This is a genomic window from Demequina sp. NBRC 110057, from assembly GCF_002090175.1.
Classification (GTDB): Bacteria; Actinomycetota; Actinomycetes; order Actinomycetales; family Demequinaceae; genus Demequina.
This window is the reverse complement of the sequence record NZ_BBRN01000003.1, coordinates 36,228-52,243: the sequence shown is the minus strand read 5'-3', so window position 1 is coordinate 52,243 and position 16,016 is coordinate 36,228. Positions and strand designations below refer to the sequence as shown.

General features: G+C 70.0%; 15 protein-coding genes. 9 read left to right on the top strand and 6 right to left on the bottom strand.

Translation table 11 applies throughout. The features are described from left to right. Positions 1-78 precede the first annotated feature (78 nt). Positions 79-1,629: an FAD-dependent oxidoreductase gene (locus B7K26_RS00260; RefSeq protein WP_084076696.1), complete on the bottom strand. Its 1,551-nt coding sequence runs from the start codon at positions 1,627-1,629 to the stop codon at positions 79-81. A gap of 67 nt (positions 1,630-1,696) precedes the next feature. On the opposite strand from B7K26_RS00260, the gene B7K26_RS00255 reads away from it, so the two are divergent. The 3 genes from B7K26_RS00255 (at position 1,697) to B7K26_RS00250 (ending at position 4,464) form a co-directional block, all read left to right on the top strand. Then, positions 1,697-2,257, top strand: a complete 561-nt coding sequence (locus tag B7K26_RS00255) for a helix-turn-helix domain-containing protein (protein ID WP_084076695.1) — start codon at positions 1,697-1,699, stop codon at positions 2,255-2,257. 119 nt (positions 2,258-2,376) lie between these two features. Continuing rightward, positions 2,377-2,532: a DUF6131 family protein gene (locus tag B7K26_RS12990; protein ID WP_200810901.1), complete on the top strand. Its 156-nt coding sequence runs from the start codon at positions 2,377-2,379 to the stop codon at positions 2,530-2,532. Between the two features lie 384 nt (positions 2,533-2,916). Next, positions 2,917-4,464: a DEAD/DEAH box helicase gene (locus B7K26_RS00250; protein WP_084076694.1), complete on the top strand. Its 1,548-nt coding sequence runs from the start codon at positions 2,917-2,919 to the stop codon at positions 4,462-4,464. Between the two features lie 79 nt (positions 4,465-4,543). Here B7K26_RS00250 and B7K26_RS00245 read toward each other — a convergent pair whose 3' ends face one another. The 5 genes from B7K26_RS00245 to B7K26_RS00225 all read right to left on the bottom strand — a co-directional run bounded on the left by B7K26_RS00245 (position 4,544) and on the right by B7K26_RS00225 (position 9,453). Further along, complete coding sequence (locus tag B7K26_RS00245) at positions 4,544-5,251, bottom strand: Ltp family lipoprotein (protein WP_159449555.1); 708 nt, start codon at positions 5,249-5,251, stop codon at positions 4,544-4,546. A 143-nt stretch (positions 5,252-5,394) separates the two neighbouring features. Beyond that, entirely contained in the window at positions 5,395-6,564 is a 1,170-nt protein-coding gene (locus B7K26_RS00240; RefSeq protein ID WP_084076693.1) for a DUF2510 domain-containing protein, read from the bottom strand. 65 nt (positions 6,565-6,629) lie between these two features. After that, positions 6,630-7,979: a nicotinate phosphoribosyltransferase gene (locus B7K26_RS00235; RefSeq protein WP_084076692.1), complete on the bottom strand. Its 1,350-nt coding sequence runs from the start codon at positions 7,977-7,979 to the stop codon at positions 6,630-6,632. Between the two features lie 18 nt (positions 7,980-7,997). Beyond that, the gene (locus B7K26_RS00230) at positions 7,998-8,558 is read right to left on the bottom strand and encodes a YdeI family protein (RefSeq protein WP_084076691.1); all 561 of its coding nucleotides are present in this window, start codon (positions 8,556-8,558) and stop codon (positions 7,998-8,000) included. Beyond that, positions 8,551-9,453 carry an NAD(P)-dependent oxidoreductase gene (locus B7K26_RS00225; RefSeq protein ID WP_084076690.1) on the bottom strand — a complete coding sequence of 301 codons (903 nt, stop codon included), beginning with the start codon at positions 9,451-9,453 and terminating at the stop codon, positions 8,551-8,553. The genes B7K26_RS00230 and B7K26_RS00225 overlap by 8 nt, the downstream gene beginning before the upstream one ends. Positions 9,454-9,637: 184 nt before the next feature. Between B7K26_RS00225 and B7K26_RS00220 the strand changes: the two genes are divergently transcribed. The 6 genes from B7K26_RS00220 (at position 9,638) to B7K26_RS00195 (ending at position 16,003) form a co-directional block, all read left to right on the top strand. Then, entirely contained in the window at positions 9,638-11,158 is a 1,521-nt protein-coding gene (locus B7K26_RS00220; protein ID WP_159449554.1) for an HNH endonuclease signature motif containing protein, read from the top strand. Positions 11,159-11,327: 169 nt separating this feature from the next. Then, complete coding sequence (locus B7K26_RS00215) at positions 11,328-12,977, top strand: sodium-dependent transporter (protein WP_234998636.1); 1,650 nt, start codon at positions 11,328-11,330, stop codon at positions 12,975-12,977. Then, on the top strand, positions 12,974-13,129 hold the full coding sequence (locus B7K26_RS00210; protein ID WP_084076688.1) for a methionine/alanine import family NSS transporter small subunit: 156 nt from the start codon (positions 12,974-12,976) through the stop codon (positions 13,127-13,129). Before B7K26_RS00215 ends, B7K26_RS00210 begins: the two co-directional genes overlap by 4 nt. Positions 13,130-13,268: 139 nt before the next feature. Beyond that, positions 13,269-14,186: an ABC transporter substrate-binding protein gene (locus B7K26_RS00205; RefSeq protein ID WP_084076687.1), complete on the top strand. Its 918-nt coding sequence runs from the start codon at positions 13,269-13,271 to the stop codon at positions 14,184-14,186. Between the two features lie 75 nt (positions 14,187-14,261). Then, positions 14,262-15,215, top strand: a complete 954-nt coding sequence (locus tag B7K26_RS00200) for an amino acid ABC transporter permease (RefSeq protein WP_234998635.1) — start codon at positions 14,262-14,264, stop codon at positions 15,213-15,215. A gap of 23 nt (positions 15,216-15,238) precedes the next feature. Beyond that, a complete protein-coding gene (locus tag B7K26_RS00195) occupies positions 15,239-16,003 on the top strand; it encodes an amino acid ABC transporter ATP-binding protein (protein WP_084076685.1) in 765 nt (254 codons plus the stop codon). Positions 16,004-16,016: the final 13 nt, after the last annotated feature.

Sequence of the window (16,016 nt, the reverse complement as noted above, 5' to 3'; positions counted from 1 at the left end):
TGTCCGGCTCACCCGATAAAACCACACAAACAAACCCAATGCAACAGAAAGTCACATTGGGTTTGTTGGGATGGGGGTCTAGCGGCGGCGCAGAACGACGAGTCCGTCCGTGAGCGAGGCCCTCATGCCGTCGGGCCCGGTGGCCTCGCGCTCGACGTCCTCGACGCGGATCTCCTCCCAGTCCGCGGCGTCGAGCGCGAGCGTATCCGCCTCCTCGCGTGCGGTGAGGAAGCGGTGCTGGGCCGCCTGCTCGGGCGGCGCCCACGCGGGGGCCGCGGCATGGGTGACGAGAACCAGGTGGCCTCCCGGAGCCACGGCGGCCGATGCCCTCCGCAGGATCGCCGTCCGGTCCAGGTGGACGGGGGAGTGCAGGAACGATGCGGTGACGAGGTCGTAGGTTGCCTCGGGCTCCCAGGCGGCCAGGTCGGCGGCGACGTACGTCGCCGTGAGACCGGCCGATGCTGCACTCGCCGTGGCGCGCTCGATAGCCGTGGGCGAGATGTCGACACCCGTGGCGTCCCATCCCCGTGAGGCGAGCCAGGCGACGTCGCCGCCCTCGCCGCAGCCGAGGTCCAGGGAGACGCCGGGCGTGAAGGCGGCCACGGCATCGGCCAGCGTGGCGTTGACGCGGCCGGACCACGTCCGGTCTTCGCTCGCGTAGCGGCGCTCCCAGTACGCGCTGGGGGCGACCTCGGGCCAGTCCGCGCGCTCGCGGAGGGCGATGTCGGTGTCGAGCTCGACGAGGAGGGCGTTGGCGCGGGCGCCGGCCGTCGCGCCCTCGGCCATGCTGACGGGCACGGTGGCCATGGGGTTCGCGACGTTGCCCGCGGCAAAGACGCGAGCATGACTCGTGGCGCCGTCGGGCTGTGTCTCGATGAAGGACCCCAGGGGAGTGTCGCGGCGCGCGAGGCTCAGCGATGCGACGGCGGCATCGTGCGGCTCGAGCGTGCCGCCGGCAAAGAGCGCGTCGATCGCATGGCTGGCGCCATCGGCCATGACGACGGCGGTGACCCGGTCGCCCTCGCCGTCGACGCGCTCGACCGGGCCGTCGATGACCGTGACGCCCCTGGCCGCCAGGGCGAGGCGTGTATCGGCGTCAAGGTGACTGGACTCTGTCGCGAAGACCGTGACGCGGTCGCTCCACTGGCGCACCATGCGGGCGAGGTGCCCGTGCATCGGCGACGTGACAAGGACGCCCAGGCGCTGGTCGCGCACCTCCCAGCCGTGGCAGTACGGGCAGTGAAGGACGGTGACGCCCCAGCGCTCGGCAAGCCCGGGGATGTCCGGGAGGCGGTCGGTGACGCCGGTGGCGAGGATGACGGTGCGTGCCTCGACGGTGCCGTCGTCGGTCGTGACGACGAGGGTGTCGCCCGCATCGGTGACGGCGCTGACGGTGCCCGCGCGGAACTCGACTCCGTAGCGGGCGAGTTCGTCGCGGCCGCGGGCGTAGAGCTCGGCGGGTGGGGTGCCGTCGTGGCCGAGGATGCCGTGGGCGTGCGCGGCGAACCGATTGCGGGGGCTGCCGCCGTCGATGACAAGGGTGCGGCGGCGCGCGCGGCCGAGCATCTGGGCGGCGGACAGGCCCGCGGCGCCTCCGCCGATGATGAGGGTGTCGTAGATCGGGGTCATGGTTCGAGGGTGCGTGAGCGCTTGTCGTGGCGGCAAGCGTTCTTGCCGAATATGCAAGACTGGTCGGATGGATGACCTTGCACAGGTGGGACCCCGGCTACGCGCGGCGCGTCAGGCGCGGGGGTGGACTCTCGACGAACTGGCGACGCGAGCTAACGTTTCCGCGAGCACGCTGTCGCGGCTGGAGTCGGGAAAGCGACAGGCGACGCTCGAGCTGCTGGTGCCGTTGACGCGACGGCTGGGGATCCGGGTCGACGACCTCCTGCCCGAGGCGGACCGCGACCCGCGCGTGCGGCGGGCGGCGATCCGGCGGGACGGGATGGTCATGGTGCCGTTGGCGCCGGAGTCGTCGACCATGCGCGCCTACCGGATCACGTACACGTCGGAGCATCGGAGCGGAGCGCCGCGGACGCATGCCGGACACGAGTGGTTGTACGTCCTTTCGGGGCGGTTGCGGCTCGTGCTCGGGGAGCAGGACCTGGTGCTCGAGCCGGGGGAGGCGGCCGAGTTCGACACCCGGACCCCGCACTCGATGACGGGGGTCGATGGAGACGCCGTCACGGTCCTCAGCATCTTCAGCGAGGAGGGCGAAAAGATGCATACGACGCGTGACGGCGACGGGTCCTGACCGGTCTCACGGAGGACGATTTTTGGGGTGCCGGGAAGATACGTGGGGTTTTACGCGTTACCCACGGCGACCTAGACCCCACGGCCTCGGCAACGAGGCCGCGACAGATTGGAACCGCTGTGATCATTCTCGGTCTGATTCTCTTCCTGATCGGCCTCCTCGCGTCGATCGGCATCCTGCAGACCATCGGCATCGTGCTGATGGTGGTCGGGCTTGTGCTCGCTCTGCTCGGAGGCACGGGCCGCGCCGTTGGCGGACGAAAGCACTGGTTCTAGGCCGGCGGGCATACGCGTGAGCAGTGAGATGTGACCTCTCGCTTGAACGAGGCGGACGCTGCGGGGAGACCCCCGCGGCGCCCGCCTCGTTCTGTATGCGCGCCCGATCCTCGCCGGTCGGCAACTCACCTGCTATCATTGACGATTGTGATCCGGCACCCGCCGGGCACGCGTCGCAGATTGCTTCTCCTTCTCGCCAGCGCACTTGCTCCTGACACGAGCACACCGGCGCCAGGCTCGTAGAAATCCTCTCTTCGGCGAACGAACGCGTGTCCCCATCGCGATTCGCCACCATCGCCGGTGCCCTCCACGAGGGAACTCCCACGCGCGCCGCCAAGGCGAGCGCGCGCATCGGCCCGTAGCCCGAAAGGCTCACCCAGACGTATGTCTATTTCTTTCGCCGAACTCGGCGTGCCCACGCAGCTCACCACCGTGCTGGAGCGCGAGGGCAAGACCAACGCCTTCCCCATTCAGGCCGACACGCTGCCCGACACCCTTCCCGGACGCGACGTCCTTGGCCGCGGTAAGACCGGCTCGGGCAAGACCCTCGCGTTCTCGCTGCCCGTCGCCGCGCGCCTCGGTGCCAAGGGCGGCAAGGCCAAGCCCGGTCGCCCCCGTGCACTGATCCTCGCGCCCACCCGCGAGCTCGCCACGCAGATCGACGCGGTCATCTCGCCGCTGGCCGCCGCCTACGGCATGACCACCACCACCATCTTCGGTGGCGTCAGCCAGCAGCGTCAGGAGCGCGCCATGGCGCGCGGCGTCGACATCGTCGTCGCCTGCCCCGGCCGCCTCGAGGACCTCATGGGCCAGCGCATCGTGTCCCTCGACGCCGTCGAGATCACCGTGCTGGACGAGGCCGACCACATGGCCGACCTCGGCTTCCTCCCCGGCGTCACCCGCATCATGAACGCGACGCCCACCAACGGCCAGCGCCTGCTGTTCTCGGCCACGCTCGACAACGGCGTGGACAAGCTCGTGAAGCGCTTCCTCAACAACCCCACCACGCACTCGGTCGACTCGGCCGAGAGCCCCGTCGAGGCGATGACGCACCACGTCTTCCACCTGGCCGATGCCGAGGCCAAGAAGAACGTGGTCCGCGCCCTGGCATCGGGCACCGGCCGTCGCGTCCTCTTCATGCGTACCAAGCACCACGCCAAGCGCCTTGCTCGCCAGCTCACGGCCGACGGCATCCCCGCCGTCGACCTGCACGGCAACCTGTCGCAGAACGCCCGCGACCGCAACCTCGCCGCGTTCGCCGAGGGCCGCGTGAAGGTCCTGGTCGCGACCGACGTCGCCGCCCGTGGCGTCCACGTCGACGGCGTCGAGCTCGTGGTCCACGTGGACCCGCCGGCCGAGCACAAGGCGTACCTGCACCGCTCGGGCCGCACCGCGCGTGCCGGTTCCTCCGGTGACGTGGCGACCCTCGTGCTTCCCGAGCAGCGTCGCGACACCGACCAGCTGCTGCGCAAGGCCAAGATCAACGTCAAGCCCGAGAAGGTCAACGACTCATCGCCCGCCGTGGTCACGCTGATCGGCGAGCGCGCCGAACGCGTCTCCGCCGCCGCGGCCGAGATCGCCATCGCCGGCACCGGCCCGCAGAAGCAGGGTCAGGGTCGTGGCAACGGCGGCGGTCGCTCGCGCAACGGCGGCGGCTCGCGCAACGGTGGCCAGGGTGGCGGCCAGGGCCGCGGCCGTGGTGGCAACGGCGGTCAGGGCGGCTCGAGCCAGGGCGGCCGTGGTCGCGGACGCGGCGCCAGCGGTTCCGCCCGCTCCACCGCAACCTCGAACGAGCAGGGTGGAACGCGCCAGGCAGCGGGCAACGGCTCCGGTGGTGCCCGCTCCGGCGGTCGCCGTCCCCAGTCGCACGGCGGCGGTCACCGCTCGGCGGCGGACTTCTCCGCCTCGCGCGGCGGTCGCCGCACGCGCTAAGCGCTCCTGAGGCTCAGACGGCGAGGGCCCCGGACACCAAGCGGTGTCCGGGGCCCTCGCCGTGGTGCAAGGTGCAGGGCTACAGGCCGGCGGCGTCGGCTCCGTAGGCGGCCTGGTCCGCCGTGAAGCCCTCGAACTTCAGCTGGTCGATGAGCCCCGAGCGCGAGAACGTGGTGACCTCGAGGTAGCTCTCGGCGCTCAGGGCCGCCTGCTCGTTCCAGTCCACGTCGATCGCGTCGACGGCCTGCGAGGCCTGCTTGGCGGTGAAGCCCTCGAACTCCAGCTGGTCGGCCAGCCCCGTCTTCGAGAACGCGGAGAAGTCGAGGTAGTTCTCGGCGCTCTTCACGGCCTGCTCGTTCCAGTCGACGTCCACATAGTCGACGGCGAACTCGGCATCGGCGGTCTCGTAGCCCTCAAACTCGAGCTGCTCGATGAGGCCCGAGCGCGAGAACGCCGTGTAGTCGAGGTACGACTCGGCGGAACCGACGGCGTTCTCCTGTCCCGCGGTCATCTCGGGCTCCGCAGGCTCGTCGGCCTCCTCGACGACGGTCTCCTCGACTACCTCGTCGGCCTCGGCAGGCGCCTCATCCTCGGCGACGGCGTCGTCGGCCGCGGGCTCAGCGTTCTCGGCGGGTGCCGTCGCGGTGATCGAGGGAGTGGCGCTCGCCGCGGCATCGGCCTCGCCTTCGGTGCCGCCGCTGCACGACGCGATGAGGCCGATGAACACGACACCGCCGATGACGCCGCTCAGGATCTTGTGGTTCTTGATGGTGTCGGTGATCGACATGAGTTCCCCTAGGTTGATGCGTGTGGCCGCGCGTGGGGGCGGCCGTCAATGGCCCGGGGATGAACCGACTGTAGGGTCCGCTTTTCGGTCGGACGTGGGACTTTGCCGAATCGAGACACGGCTGTGAGATTCCTCACGAGGGTCTACGTGAACCGCCCGATCTCGGAGTCGACCATCCAGTCGGAGTCCTCGCTGCGCGTCACTAGCAGCGGGCTCGCCGGATCCAGCATTAGGTAGTCGCGTTGGATGCGCGACGTCCCGGCGGGGTCGTCCCAGGTGGTGTCGACCACGAGCCATGCGCCGTCGACGAAGACCTTGTTCCAGGCGTGATTGCCCACGGTCATCCCCGAGGATGCCGTCCCGGTGACCTGGACAGCATCGAGGCCCACCGCATCGGCCATCGCCATGAACGCCTGCGCGTAGCCGTTGCAGACGGCGGTCCCGTCCGCGAAGATCCCATACGCCTCCTGGCTCTGGTCCACGCGGGCGTTGTCGACGTCGCCGTCGGTGATCATGTCGTACGCCGTGTAGTCGTACTCAGCGAGTGCGACCACGTAATCGTGGATCGCTGTCACCTGGTCCGATGCGGAGGTCGCCGTCGTGGCGCCCGATGCCTCGGCCGCCTGATACGCCGAGCGCAGGGTGACGAGGCGGCGGCGATCCGCCTCGGCGTCGTCGTAGATGTAGCGCGGCTCCAGGTAGGCCATCGCGCCCACCTCGCGGTACTGCCCGCCCGCCGTGAACACGTACGGGTTCTGGGACTGCGCCTCGCTGTACGCGTCGAGCACCGCGTCCGCACCGCCGCCGCGTGCCCAGTCGGTCACGTCGATCTGGCCCTGCTGGGCGAGCAGCCCCATTTCGATGTGGCGCACCAGTTCCGTCGAGCCGAACGTGGGGTACTCCGTCGGCAGGCCCGCGACATCGGTGACGGCGTCGTCGACGACGGGGACCGGCGCCACGTCGGCACTCGCCCCGACGAGGGCCCACGTGGGGAGGTAGCCGAGGTTGTCCGCCCACCGATACGCGTTGAGCAGCACGATGACGATGGCGAGGCCGATCAGGATGGTGCGGCCGGGGTTGCGTCGCTTGGGTTGGTACGGGGTCCATGCGCGCTGCGCGTAGGCGGCCGATGCGTAGGTCGCGGTCTCGATCCGCGTCGCCCGGTCACGGGTGCGGCTGGTCCAGCTGGAGCCGTCCCAGTACCGCTCGAGATGCGTCTCCGCCGGATCGGGAAGCCAGCCGGGCGCGGGAAGGCGCGGCGTGGTGCGCCGCGGCATCGCGTCGTCTGGCGCGCCGTCCGGATAGAACGTCATCGTGTGATCCCCCCAGCAGGCGCGTCATGCGCCTGACTCAGGACTGTAGCGAACCCTGGCGGTGCTCAGGCGGTGACGGACCGCCCCAGCTCCTCGAGGCCGGCGGACACGCCAACGGGCACCGCATCCTCGCTTCGCCCGAGCGCCCTGAGCCGCGGCGGCAGCGAGGCGAGCCCGGCGGCGCAGCGCTCGCGGGCATCGGCCAGCGAGCCGAACCCTGCCCCGTCGAGACGGCGACCCTCGGCCATGACCCGAGCGAGCATCGGGCTGCCGTCGATTCCTGTCTCCGACTCGAGTCCCACCGTGTCGCCCACGATGCGCCCGTCGCGCGTGGCGCGCCAGACCTGCTTGCGGCCTGGCAGGGAGGCCTTGCCGGGGGAGCGCTTCTGAACGGGCCTGCCGTCGTACTCGACGAGTTTGTAGACGGCGCTGAGCGCGGGGGCATCGGCTGCGACGCCCATCTGCGTGCCCACGCCGAACGCGTCGATGGGCGCCCCCGCCTGCAGGAGGTCGGTGATGCGGTGCTCGTCGAGGTCGGAACTGGCGACGATGCGCACGTCGTGCAGCCCGCCCGCGTCGAGGATGGCGCGCACCTGGGTGGACAGCGATGCGAGGTCGCCCGAGTCGATCCTCACGCCCTGGATCTGGATGCCCTCGGCAGCGAGCTCGCGCGCCACCTCGACGACGTGGCGCGCGCCCTGAAGCGTGTCGTAGGTGTCGATGAGCAGGACCGACGCCTCGGGGAAGTCGCGGGCGAAGGCGCGGAAGGCGTCGCGCTCGTCGTCGTGGGACATGACGTAGGCGTGCGCCATCGTGCCGCTCAGCGGGATGCCGTAGCGCTTGCCCGCGAGCACGTTGCTGGTGCCCGATGCCCCCGCGAGGTACGCCGCACGCGCCCCGGTGAGGGCGGCATCGGGGCCGTGAGCGCGGCGGGCCGCGAAGTCGACGAAGGTGCGGTCGCCGCACGCGAGGGCCACGCGCGCGGCCTTGGAGGCGATCGCCGTCTGGTGGCCGACGAACGTCAACAGGGCCGTCTCGACGATCTGCGCCTCGATGAGCGGCGCCGTCACCCGCACCAGGGGCTCGCCGGGGAACGCGCTTTCGCCCTCGGCCATCGCCCACACCTCCCCCGTGAAGCGGAACTCGCGCAGGTAGTCGAGGAAGGGCGCCGGGAAGGTGCCGAGGCTCGCGAGGTAGTCGACGTCATCGGCCGTGAAGCGCAACTTCTCGAGGTACTCGAGCGCGTCGGCGAGGCCGGCGGTGACCAGGAAGCGGCGCTCGGGAGGCAGGCGGCGCACGAAGAGGTCGAACGTCGCGGTCGCCGTGCGGCCCTGCGCGAGGTGGCTCGCGGACATCGTGAGCTCGTACTGGTCCGTGGTGAGCGCGCTCGCGGAGGCCGCGTCCTGGGAAGGCATGCGCCCAGTCTGGCAGGGTCAGCCGGGGGTGACCCGCTCCACGACCTTCGCGATCCGCGCCAGCCGCTTGGCGGCATCGGCCGCCGTCACCACCTGGTGGAGGTGACTGAACTGCTCGGCCCGCGGGAGGGCATCGAAGGCGGCCGATGCTCCGGGCTGGGCTGCTAGCGCGGCCGTCAGGTCGTCGGGAATCGTCATCGCTGCCTGGCCCGCGTAGGCGCGGTCCCAGCGGCCGTCGGCCTTGGCGCGATCGATCTCGGCCTGGCCGCGCGGGCGCATGCGGCCCTCGCCGATGAGCGTCGCGACGAAGCCGACGTTGCGCTGGGACCAGATGGACCGCGCGCGCCGGGGAGTGAAGTGCTGCTGGAACGTGCGGTCGTCGAGCGAGCGGCGGCGACCGTCGATCCACCCGCTGCACAGCGCCTCCTCGAGCGCCTGCGCGTAGGTCAGTGTGGTGTCGGGAGCGCCGGCCTTCTTGGTGAGGATGAGCCACACGCCGTCCGAGGTGTCCTCGTGCTGGTCGAGCCATTCCCGCCAGGCCGATGCGTCGGGAACCGTCAGGCGCTCGGGCTCAGGCATCGCGGTGCTCGTTTTCTGCGTGGTCGGTGCTCGCGGTCGCGCGGTAGGCGGCGGCCATGTCCTCGTCGCCGTGGCCCTTCGCGGATGCGCGGGTGAGGCGGGCCTCGGCGGCCTCGATGCCGTCGAGGCGGACGCGCTTGGTAGCGGCCACGCCCAGGATGAGCGCGGCGTCCTTCGCCGCGGTGTCGACGGCGAACGACGGGGGAGTGAGGGCATCGTCCCTGATGAGGCCGCTCTTGGCGCGCAGGTAGCCGTTGTCGAGCGGGCCGCCCTCGATGAGCCCCAAGAAGTCGTCGAGGTCGACACCGAGCGTCTCGGCGAGCGCGGTGGTCTCGCCGGCGGCATTGTTCACCGCGAGGACCCAGCTATTGGCGACGAGTTTCATGCGGGTGGCCGATGCCGCGGCCGGGTCATCGCCCGTCCACACCGTGCGGGAGCCGACGGCATCGAAGACCTCCGTGGCGGTGGGGCGCGCTGCCGGGGTGGCGGCGGCGAGGACCGTGAGCTGGCCGGCCTCCGCGGGGGCGCGCGTGCCGAGGACGGGGGCGTCCACGAACGCGAGCCCGTGGTCGTCGGCGAGGCGCGCGAGGCTGGCGACGTCCTCGGGGCTGGTGGTCGTGCACTGGATCCAGAAGGCGCCGCTGGGTACCGCGGGGGTCGCCTCGGCCATGACCTCCCGGACGGCCGCCGCGTCGAAGAGCATGGTGAGGACGGCATCGGCCCCAGCCACGGCGTGGGCGGGGGAGCCGGCGACGGTCGCGCCGTCGGCGGCCAGCGGCTCCGCGCGCTCGCGCGTGCGGTTCCAGACGCGGACGTCGTGGCCGGCCGCGATGAGGTTGCGCGCCATCGCGGCGCCCATGATTCCGGTGCCGAGCACCGCCACTGTCAGAGACATGGGGTCATTGTGGCGCGGGCCACCGACATCGGCGCGATGTCGGTGGTCGCTGATGTCATGGATTCATGGGCATCGGGACTGCGGGTGTGCGAGACGTAGCGGTGCTGCTGTGTGTCGTGTGGACGGCGGATCCGGCGATGTCAGACCCCTCTGATCTGATGGAGTCATGGTGAGGACGACGGCGATGTTTGAGCGGATTGGCTCCCTGATGCGGGAGTTGATGTCCGTGGATGTTGCCGCGTTGAGTCGGGATGAGTTGTGGGATCAGTTGGAGGCTGCGGCGCGGTTGGAGAAGATCGCGGGGACGCTTGCTGCGCGGTATGCGGCCGAGGTGAAGCGTCGTAGCGCTCCGGAGGAGCCTGGTGGTGGTTTCGCTCGGCGTGAGGGGCATGGCAATGCGGGCAATCTGATCTCGTCGTTCACGGGCGGGAGTGTGCAGCGTGCGAAGCGGTCGATGGAGGCAGGCGATGCCTTCACACCGGTGCCGGTCGACGTGACATCGCGTCCCGGTGGTGAGCCCGGACCGCGGCCTTCCGGGGCGGTCCCACCGGGCTCCGATCGCCCGCCGGTGATGCGGCCGAAGTATCCGTGTGTGGCGCGGGCGCAGGCCGATGGTGACTTGTCGGTCGATGTGGCGGGCATCATCGTCGAGGGGCTCAACCTGGTGGCGGGCCGGGTCGATGACTCCTACCTGCACGACGTGGAGCGCAAGCTGGTGGACAAGGCTCACGGTCTGAGCGTGCACCGGATGCAGCGTGTGGTGGCCAACGTGATCGCGAAACTCGATCATGAGCGGCTGGTGGAGCGCGAGAGACGTCACCACGACGAGCGGTATGTGTGGTGGAAGGAAAAGCTGGGTGGTGTGGTGGTGTTCCACGGGCAGATGGACACGGTGACTGCCGCCCCGGTGATCGAGGTCCTCGAACAGCTGACCACGAGGGACGTCCGCAAGCAGGCGCGACCCGATGGCTCCAGCGCGGGCGGTGACGGTGTGACTGATACGCGTTCGGTGGGTCAGATGCGGGCGGATGCGCTTCACGAGTTGGCTCGTCACACGTTGGGGTGCGGCAAGATGCATCGCTCGGGGATTCGCACCACGATGGTGGTGCGGGTGACCCAGCGCGACATCGAGCGTCGCACCGGTGTGGGCACGATCGACGGGATCGAGTCTCCGGTCTCTCTCGAGTCTCTCGGGATGTGCTGCGGCGATGCTGCCTATATTCACCAGTTTGTCGATGCTCATGGCAACGTGCTTCACCAAAGCCCCGAGCATCGCGGGTTTAGTCGCTCCCAGAGGATCGCGTTGCTGGACCGGGATGGGGGGTGTGCCAGGTGTGGTGCTCCTGCCTCCCACTGCGAGGCGCACCACATTCGCTGGTGGGAACACGGTGGAGCCACCACGATCGATAACGGCGTGATGCTGTGCACCCGCTGCCACCATGACGTGCACCGCTACGGATGGCGCATCGACGTGATCGCCGGACAGGTGTACTTCACACCGCCGGGCAGCGACGAACACCAACGGTTCGTCGGCGGTAGAGCGGCCTTCGAGATCGACCTCGACCCTCCACCCACACCAGATGACGACTGGATATGTGACGAGGCACTCATCGCCGCGTGGAACGCGAGCAACCCCCACCGCTTCGACGACCCCTATCCCACACCCGAACAAGACGCAGCACTGAACCAACTACTCCACGCCTGACCCACCGCCTGGCAGTCGTCTGACAGTCGCCTGCACGTCGACTGCAAGTCGCCTGCCAGCGACTGGGCGCCCCCGACTCGGCGACCTGAGAAGCCCCCGCGCTACCGTGGTGCCAGTTGTGATGCCACTGGCCCGTTCCGCAGCGGGCCCCGACGACAAGGTGACGACAGTGACCGACGCCACCCCCGCATCGGCCCCCGGGGCCGGTAGCAGCGCCGACGGCGGCCCCGCCAAGGACAAGCGCGAGCACTGGTCCGGGCAGACGGCGTTCATCCTCGCCGCGATCGGCTCCGCCGTGGGCCTGGGCAACATCTGGCGCTTCCCCGGCGAGGCCTACGACCACGGTGGGGGAGCGTTCATGATTCCCTACCTCGTCGCCCTCGTGACCGCGGGAATCCCGATCCTTTTGCTGGAGCACGGCATCGGCCACCGCTTCCGCGGCTCGGCCCCGCTGAGCTTCCGTCGCATCTCCCACCGCGCCGAGGGCGTGGGCTGGTGGCACGTCGCGATCTGCTTCGTCATCGGCCTCTACTATACGGCGATCATCGCGTGGGCGCTCAGCTACTTCGTCTTCAGCTTCGACCTGTCCTACGCCGACGACCCCGCGGGGTTCTTCCAGGGCGACTTCCTTCAGGTGGCCGAGCCGGGCTTCAGCCTCGACTTCGTCCCCGGCGTGCTCATCCCGCTGGCGGCCATCTGGGTCGTCACCATCGTGGTGCTGTGGCTCGGCGTGGCCAACGGCGTGGAGCGGCTCAACGTCGTCGGCATCCCCCTGCTGGTCGTCACCTTCACGGTGCTCGTGGTGCGGGCCCTGTTCCTCGAGGGTGCCGCCGACGGTCTCGACGCGCTCTTCACGCCCGACTTCGCCGCGCTGTCCGACCCCGACGTATGGGTCGCCGCCTACGGGCAGATCTTCTTCTCCCTATCGCTGGCCTACGGCGTGATGATCACCTACGCCTCCTACCGGCGCCGCCGCTCCAACGTCACGAGCCCTGGCCTGGTGGTCGCCTTCGGCAACAGCTCGTTCGAGCTGCTCGCAGGCATCGGCGTGTTCGCGACCATCGGCTTCCTCGCCTCGCAGCAGGGTGTCGCGGTCGACGACCTCGAGGGCCTCACCGGCATCACCCTGTCCTTCGTGACGTTCCCGACGGTCATCGCGCAGATGCCGGGCGGGGAGCTGTTCGGCGCGCTGTTCTTCGGCTCGCTCGTGGTCGCCGGGCTGACGTCGCTCGTCTCGGTCCTCCAGACCGTGTCGTCGGCGCTGCAGGACAAGTTCGGCTGGTCGCCTCGCCGCGGCGCGCTCACGGTGGGCATCCCCTCGGCGCTCATCTCGATCGTCGGCTTCGGCACCACCACGGGCCTGTACCTGCTGGACGTCATGGACCAGTGGTCCAACCAGCTGGGCATCGTGGCCGGCGCCATCCTCATGATCGGCGCCGCCCTGTGGGTCGCGCGCCGCGGACCGGAGTTATCCCGTCACCTCTCGGCAGTGTCGACTTTCGCGGTCGGGCGCACCTGGCGCATCGTCATCAACCTCGTCGCCGTCCTGCTGCTGTACATGTTCGTCGACAAGTTCGTGACGCTCCTCACCGACGGCTACGGCGGCCTCCCCACCTGGTACCTCGCCGCCTTCGGGTGGGGCACCCTCGGCTTCATCGCCGTCGTGGCGCTCGCCATGCCCGCCTTCCGCTGGGCCAAGGACCACGGCGAGTTCCACCCGTGGCCCTCGCGCGCCCAACTCGACCTTCCCCCGGAGCCATGGCAGGCGGCCGATGCCGTCGGCGGCCGGGGTACCACGCGTGAGGGAGGTGCGGCATGAGTGGGGAAGCCATCGCGCTGATGGTCGTGTCGATGATCGTGATCTGGGGCGGGCTCGCCGCCGCGATCGTGTTCCTGGCGCGACAGCCCGAGCGGGAGGACCTGCCCGAGGGCGGCGAGGACGAGCACCTGAGCGCACCTCCGGCGGAGTAGTCGCGCCCCGGCAGTCGGCACGTGGCACCACGCACTATGCATGCGACTGTATGATTATGCGTACCGCGCGCCGCACGGCGGTGTGAGAACCACCCGCGTCCCCGCGAGTCACGCGCGCCCATCCGAAGGAGATCCCCTGATGCGCAAGCCTGCCCTCGTGGCCGCTCTCGCCACCACCGCGTTCGCCCTGACCGCCTGCACCACCGCGTCGCAGGACGTCGAGGCATCGGCCGACCCGAGCGCCTCCGGCGCCGCCGAGGCCAGTTTCGACCTGTCGACGATCGAGGTCAACGAGGACGCCGCCGCGCTCCTGCCCGCCGACATCGCCGAGTCCGGCGTCCTGCGCGTCGGCATGGAGACCACCTACGCGCCCGCCGAGTTCCTCGACGCCGACGGCCAGACCCCCATCGGCTACGACGTTGACCTGTCGCAGGCCCTCGCCGCCTCGCTCGGCCTCGAGGCCGAGGTCCAGACTGCCGCCTTCGACTCGATCATCCCCGGCATCGGCTCCAAGTACGACGCCGGCATCTCTTCCTTTACCATCACGCCCGAGCGCCTCGAGGTCGTAGACATGACCCAGTACTTCACCGCGGGCTCCTCGCTCGCCGTGCAGACGGGCAACCCCTCCGGCATCGACGTCGCCGACCTGTGCGGCACCACCATCGCCGTGCAGACGGGCACCATCCAGGAGTCCGAGGCAGCCGACATGAGCGCCACCTGCGAGGCCGACGGCGCCGACGCCATCGAGGTCCTCAGCTACGACTCCAACGCCGACGCCGCGACCAACGTGGTGGGCGGCAAGGCCGACGCGCTGTTCGCCGACTCGCCCGTCGCGGGCTACGCGGTGAGCCAGGCCGACGGCCAGCTCGAGCTCGTGGGCGACGCCCTCGACGCCGCGCCCCAGGGCATCGTCACCGCCCAGGGCTCCGACCTCACCGTCGCGCTCGCCGCGGCGCTCCAGGGCCTCATGGACGACGGCACGCTCGAGCAGATCCTCGCCGCGTGGGGCACCGAGTCCGGCGGCCTCACCGAGGCCGAGGTCAACCCCGCCTCCTAACCACCGACACGCCCTCGGTGGCCGATGCACGGGACCCGGCCCGCGCATCGGCCACCGGCGGGTGAGGAGACACCTGTGAACACCACCGATACCGACCCGGTCCCGAACCGCATCCGCGCCCGCGCAGTGCCGCGCCCCGGCCGCTGGATCGCCGCCGCAGTCCTCGCAGTGCTCGCCGCGATGGCGCTGCACGGCCTCGTGACCAACCCGAACTTCCGCTGGGACATCGTCTGGCTGTACCTGCGCGACGTCACCGTCGTGCGCGGCGTCGGCTGGACCCTGGTGCTCACCTTCGGCTCCATGCTGATCGGAGTCGTGTTGGCCGTGATCCTCGCGATCATGCGCCGCTCCGACAACCCCGTGCTACGTTCCGCGAGCTGGTTCTACATCTGGCTATTCCGCGGTACTCCGATCTACACGCAGCTCGTGTTCTGGGGCCTGATCTCGGTGCTGTACCCGACCCTCAGCCTCGGCATCCCGTTCGGCCCGGAGTTCGTCACCTTCCAGACCTCGGCCGTCATCACGGCCTTCTGGGCGGCGCTGCTGGGCCTCGGCCTCAACGAGGCGGCCTACCTCGCGGAGATCATGCGCGCGGGCCTCAACTCGGTCGACTCGGGCCAGTCCGAGGCCGCGCGGGCGCTGGGCATGAAGGAGACCACCATCCTGCGCAGGATCGTGATCCCTCAGGCGATGCGCGTCATCGTTCCGCCCACGGGCAACGAGACCATCTCGATGCTGAAGACCACGTCGCTCGTGCTCGCCGTGCCCTTCACGCTGGACCTGACCTTCGCGACCAACGCGATCGGCAACCGCATCTTCCTGCCCATCCCGCTGCTCATCGTGTCGGCCTTCTGGTACCTGCTCATCACGTCGATCCTCATGGTGGGCCAGCACTACCTTGAGCAGTACTACGGCAAGGGTGCAGGTGAGCACACGCCCCGCAAGCGCCGGCGCGGATCGCGCCGCCAGGCCGCGATCGCGGGCTCGCGCACGACCAAGGACGACCCCTTCCTGGAGGTGACGCCGTGAGCGCCGCAACCCCCGCATCGGCCATGGTCGAGGTGCGCGCCGCGCACAAGATGTTCGACACCCTTCACGTGCTCAAGGGAGTGGACCTCACCGTGCAGCGCGGCGAGGTCTGCGTGGTGCTCGGCCCGTCGGGCTCGGGAAAGTCCACCCTGCTGCGCTGCGTCAACGAGCTCGAGGAGCTGACCGGCGGATCGGTGCGCCTCGACGGCGAACTACTCGGCTACCGCGAGGTGACCAAGGGCGACGAGACCACGCTTCACCGCCTCCACCCGCGCGAGATCGCGCGCCAGCGCTCGCGCGTGGGCATGGTGTTCCAGCGCTTCCACCTGTTCCCGCACATGACGGCCCTCGAGAACGTCATGGAGGCGCCGCAGCAGGTCAAGCGGGTGCGCAAGGCCGATGCCCGCGCGAAGGCCGAGGAACTACTCGCCAGGGTGGGGCTCGCCGACCGCATGGATCACTACCCGGCGCAGCTCTCTGGCGGCCAGCAGCAGCGCGTGGCGATCGCGCGCGCCCTCGCGATGGAGCCGGAGATCATGCTGTTCGACGAGCCGACCTCCGCGCTCGACCCCGAGCTGGTGGGGGAGGTGCTCGCCGTGATGAAGGACCTCGCCGCGGCCGGCATGACGATGATCGTCGTCACCCACGAGATCGGCTTCGCGCGTGAGGTGGCGGACCACGTGGTGTTCATGGATGAGGGAGTGGTGGTCGAGGAGGGCACGGCGGCCGAGGTGCTCGATGCGCCCCGCGAGGCGCGCACCCAGGAGTTCCTCTCGCACGTCCTGTAATTGTTCGACAGAC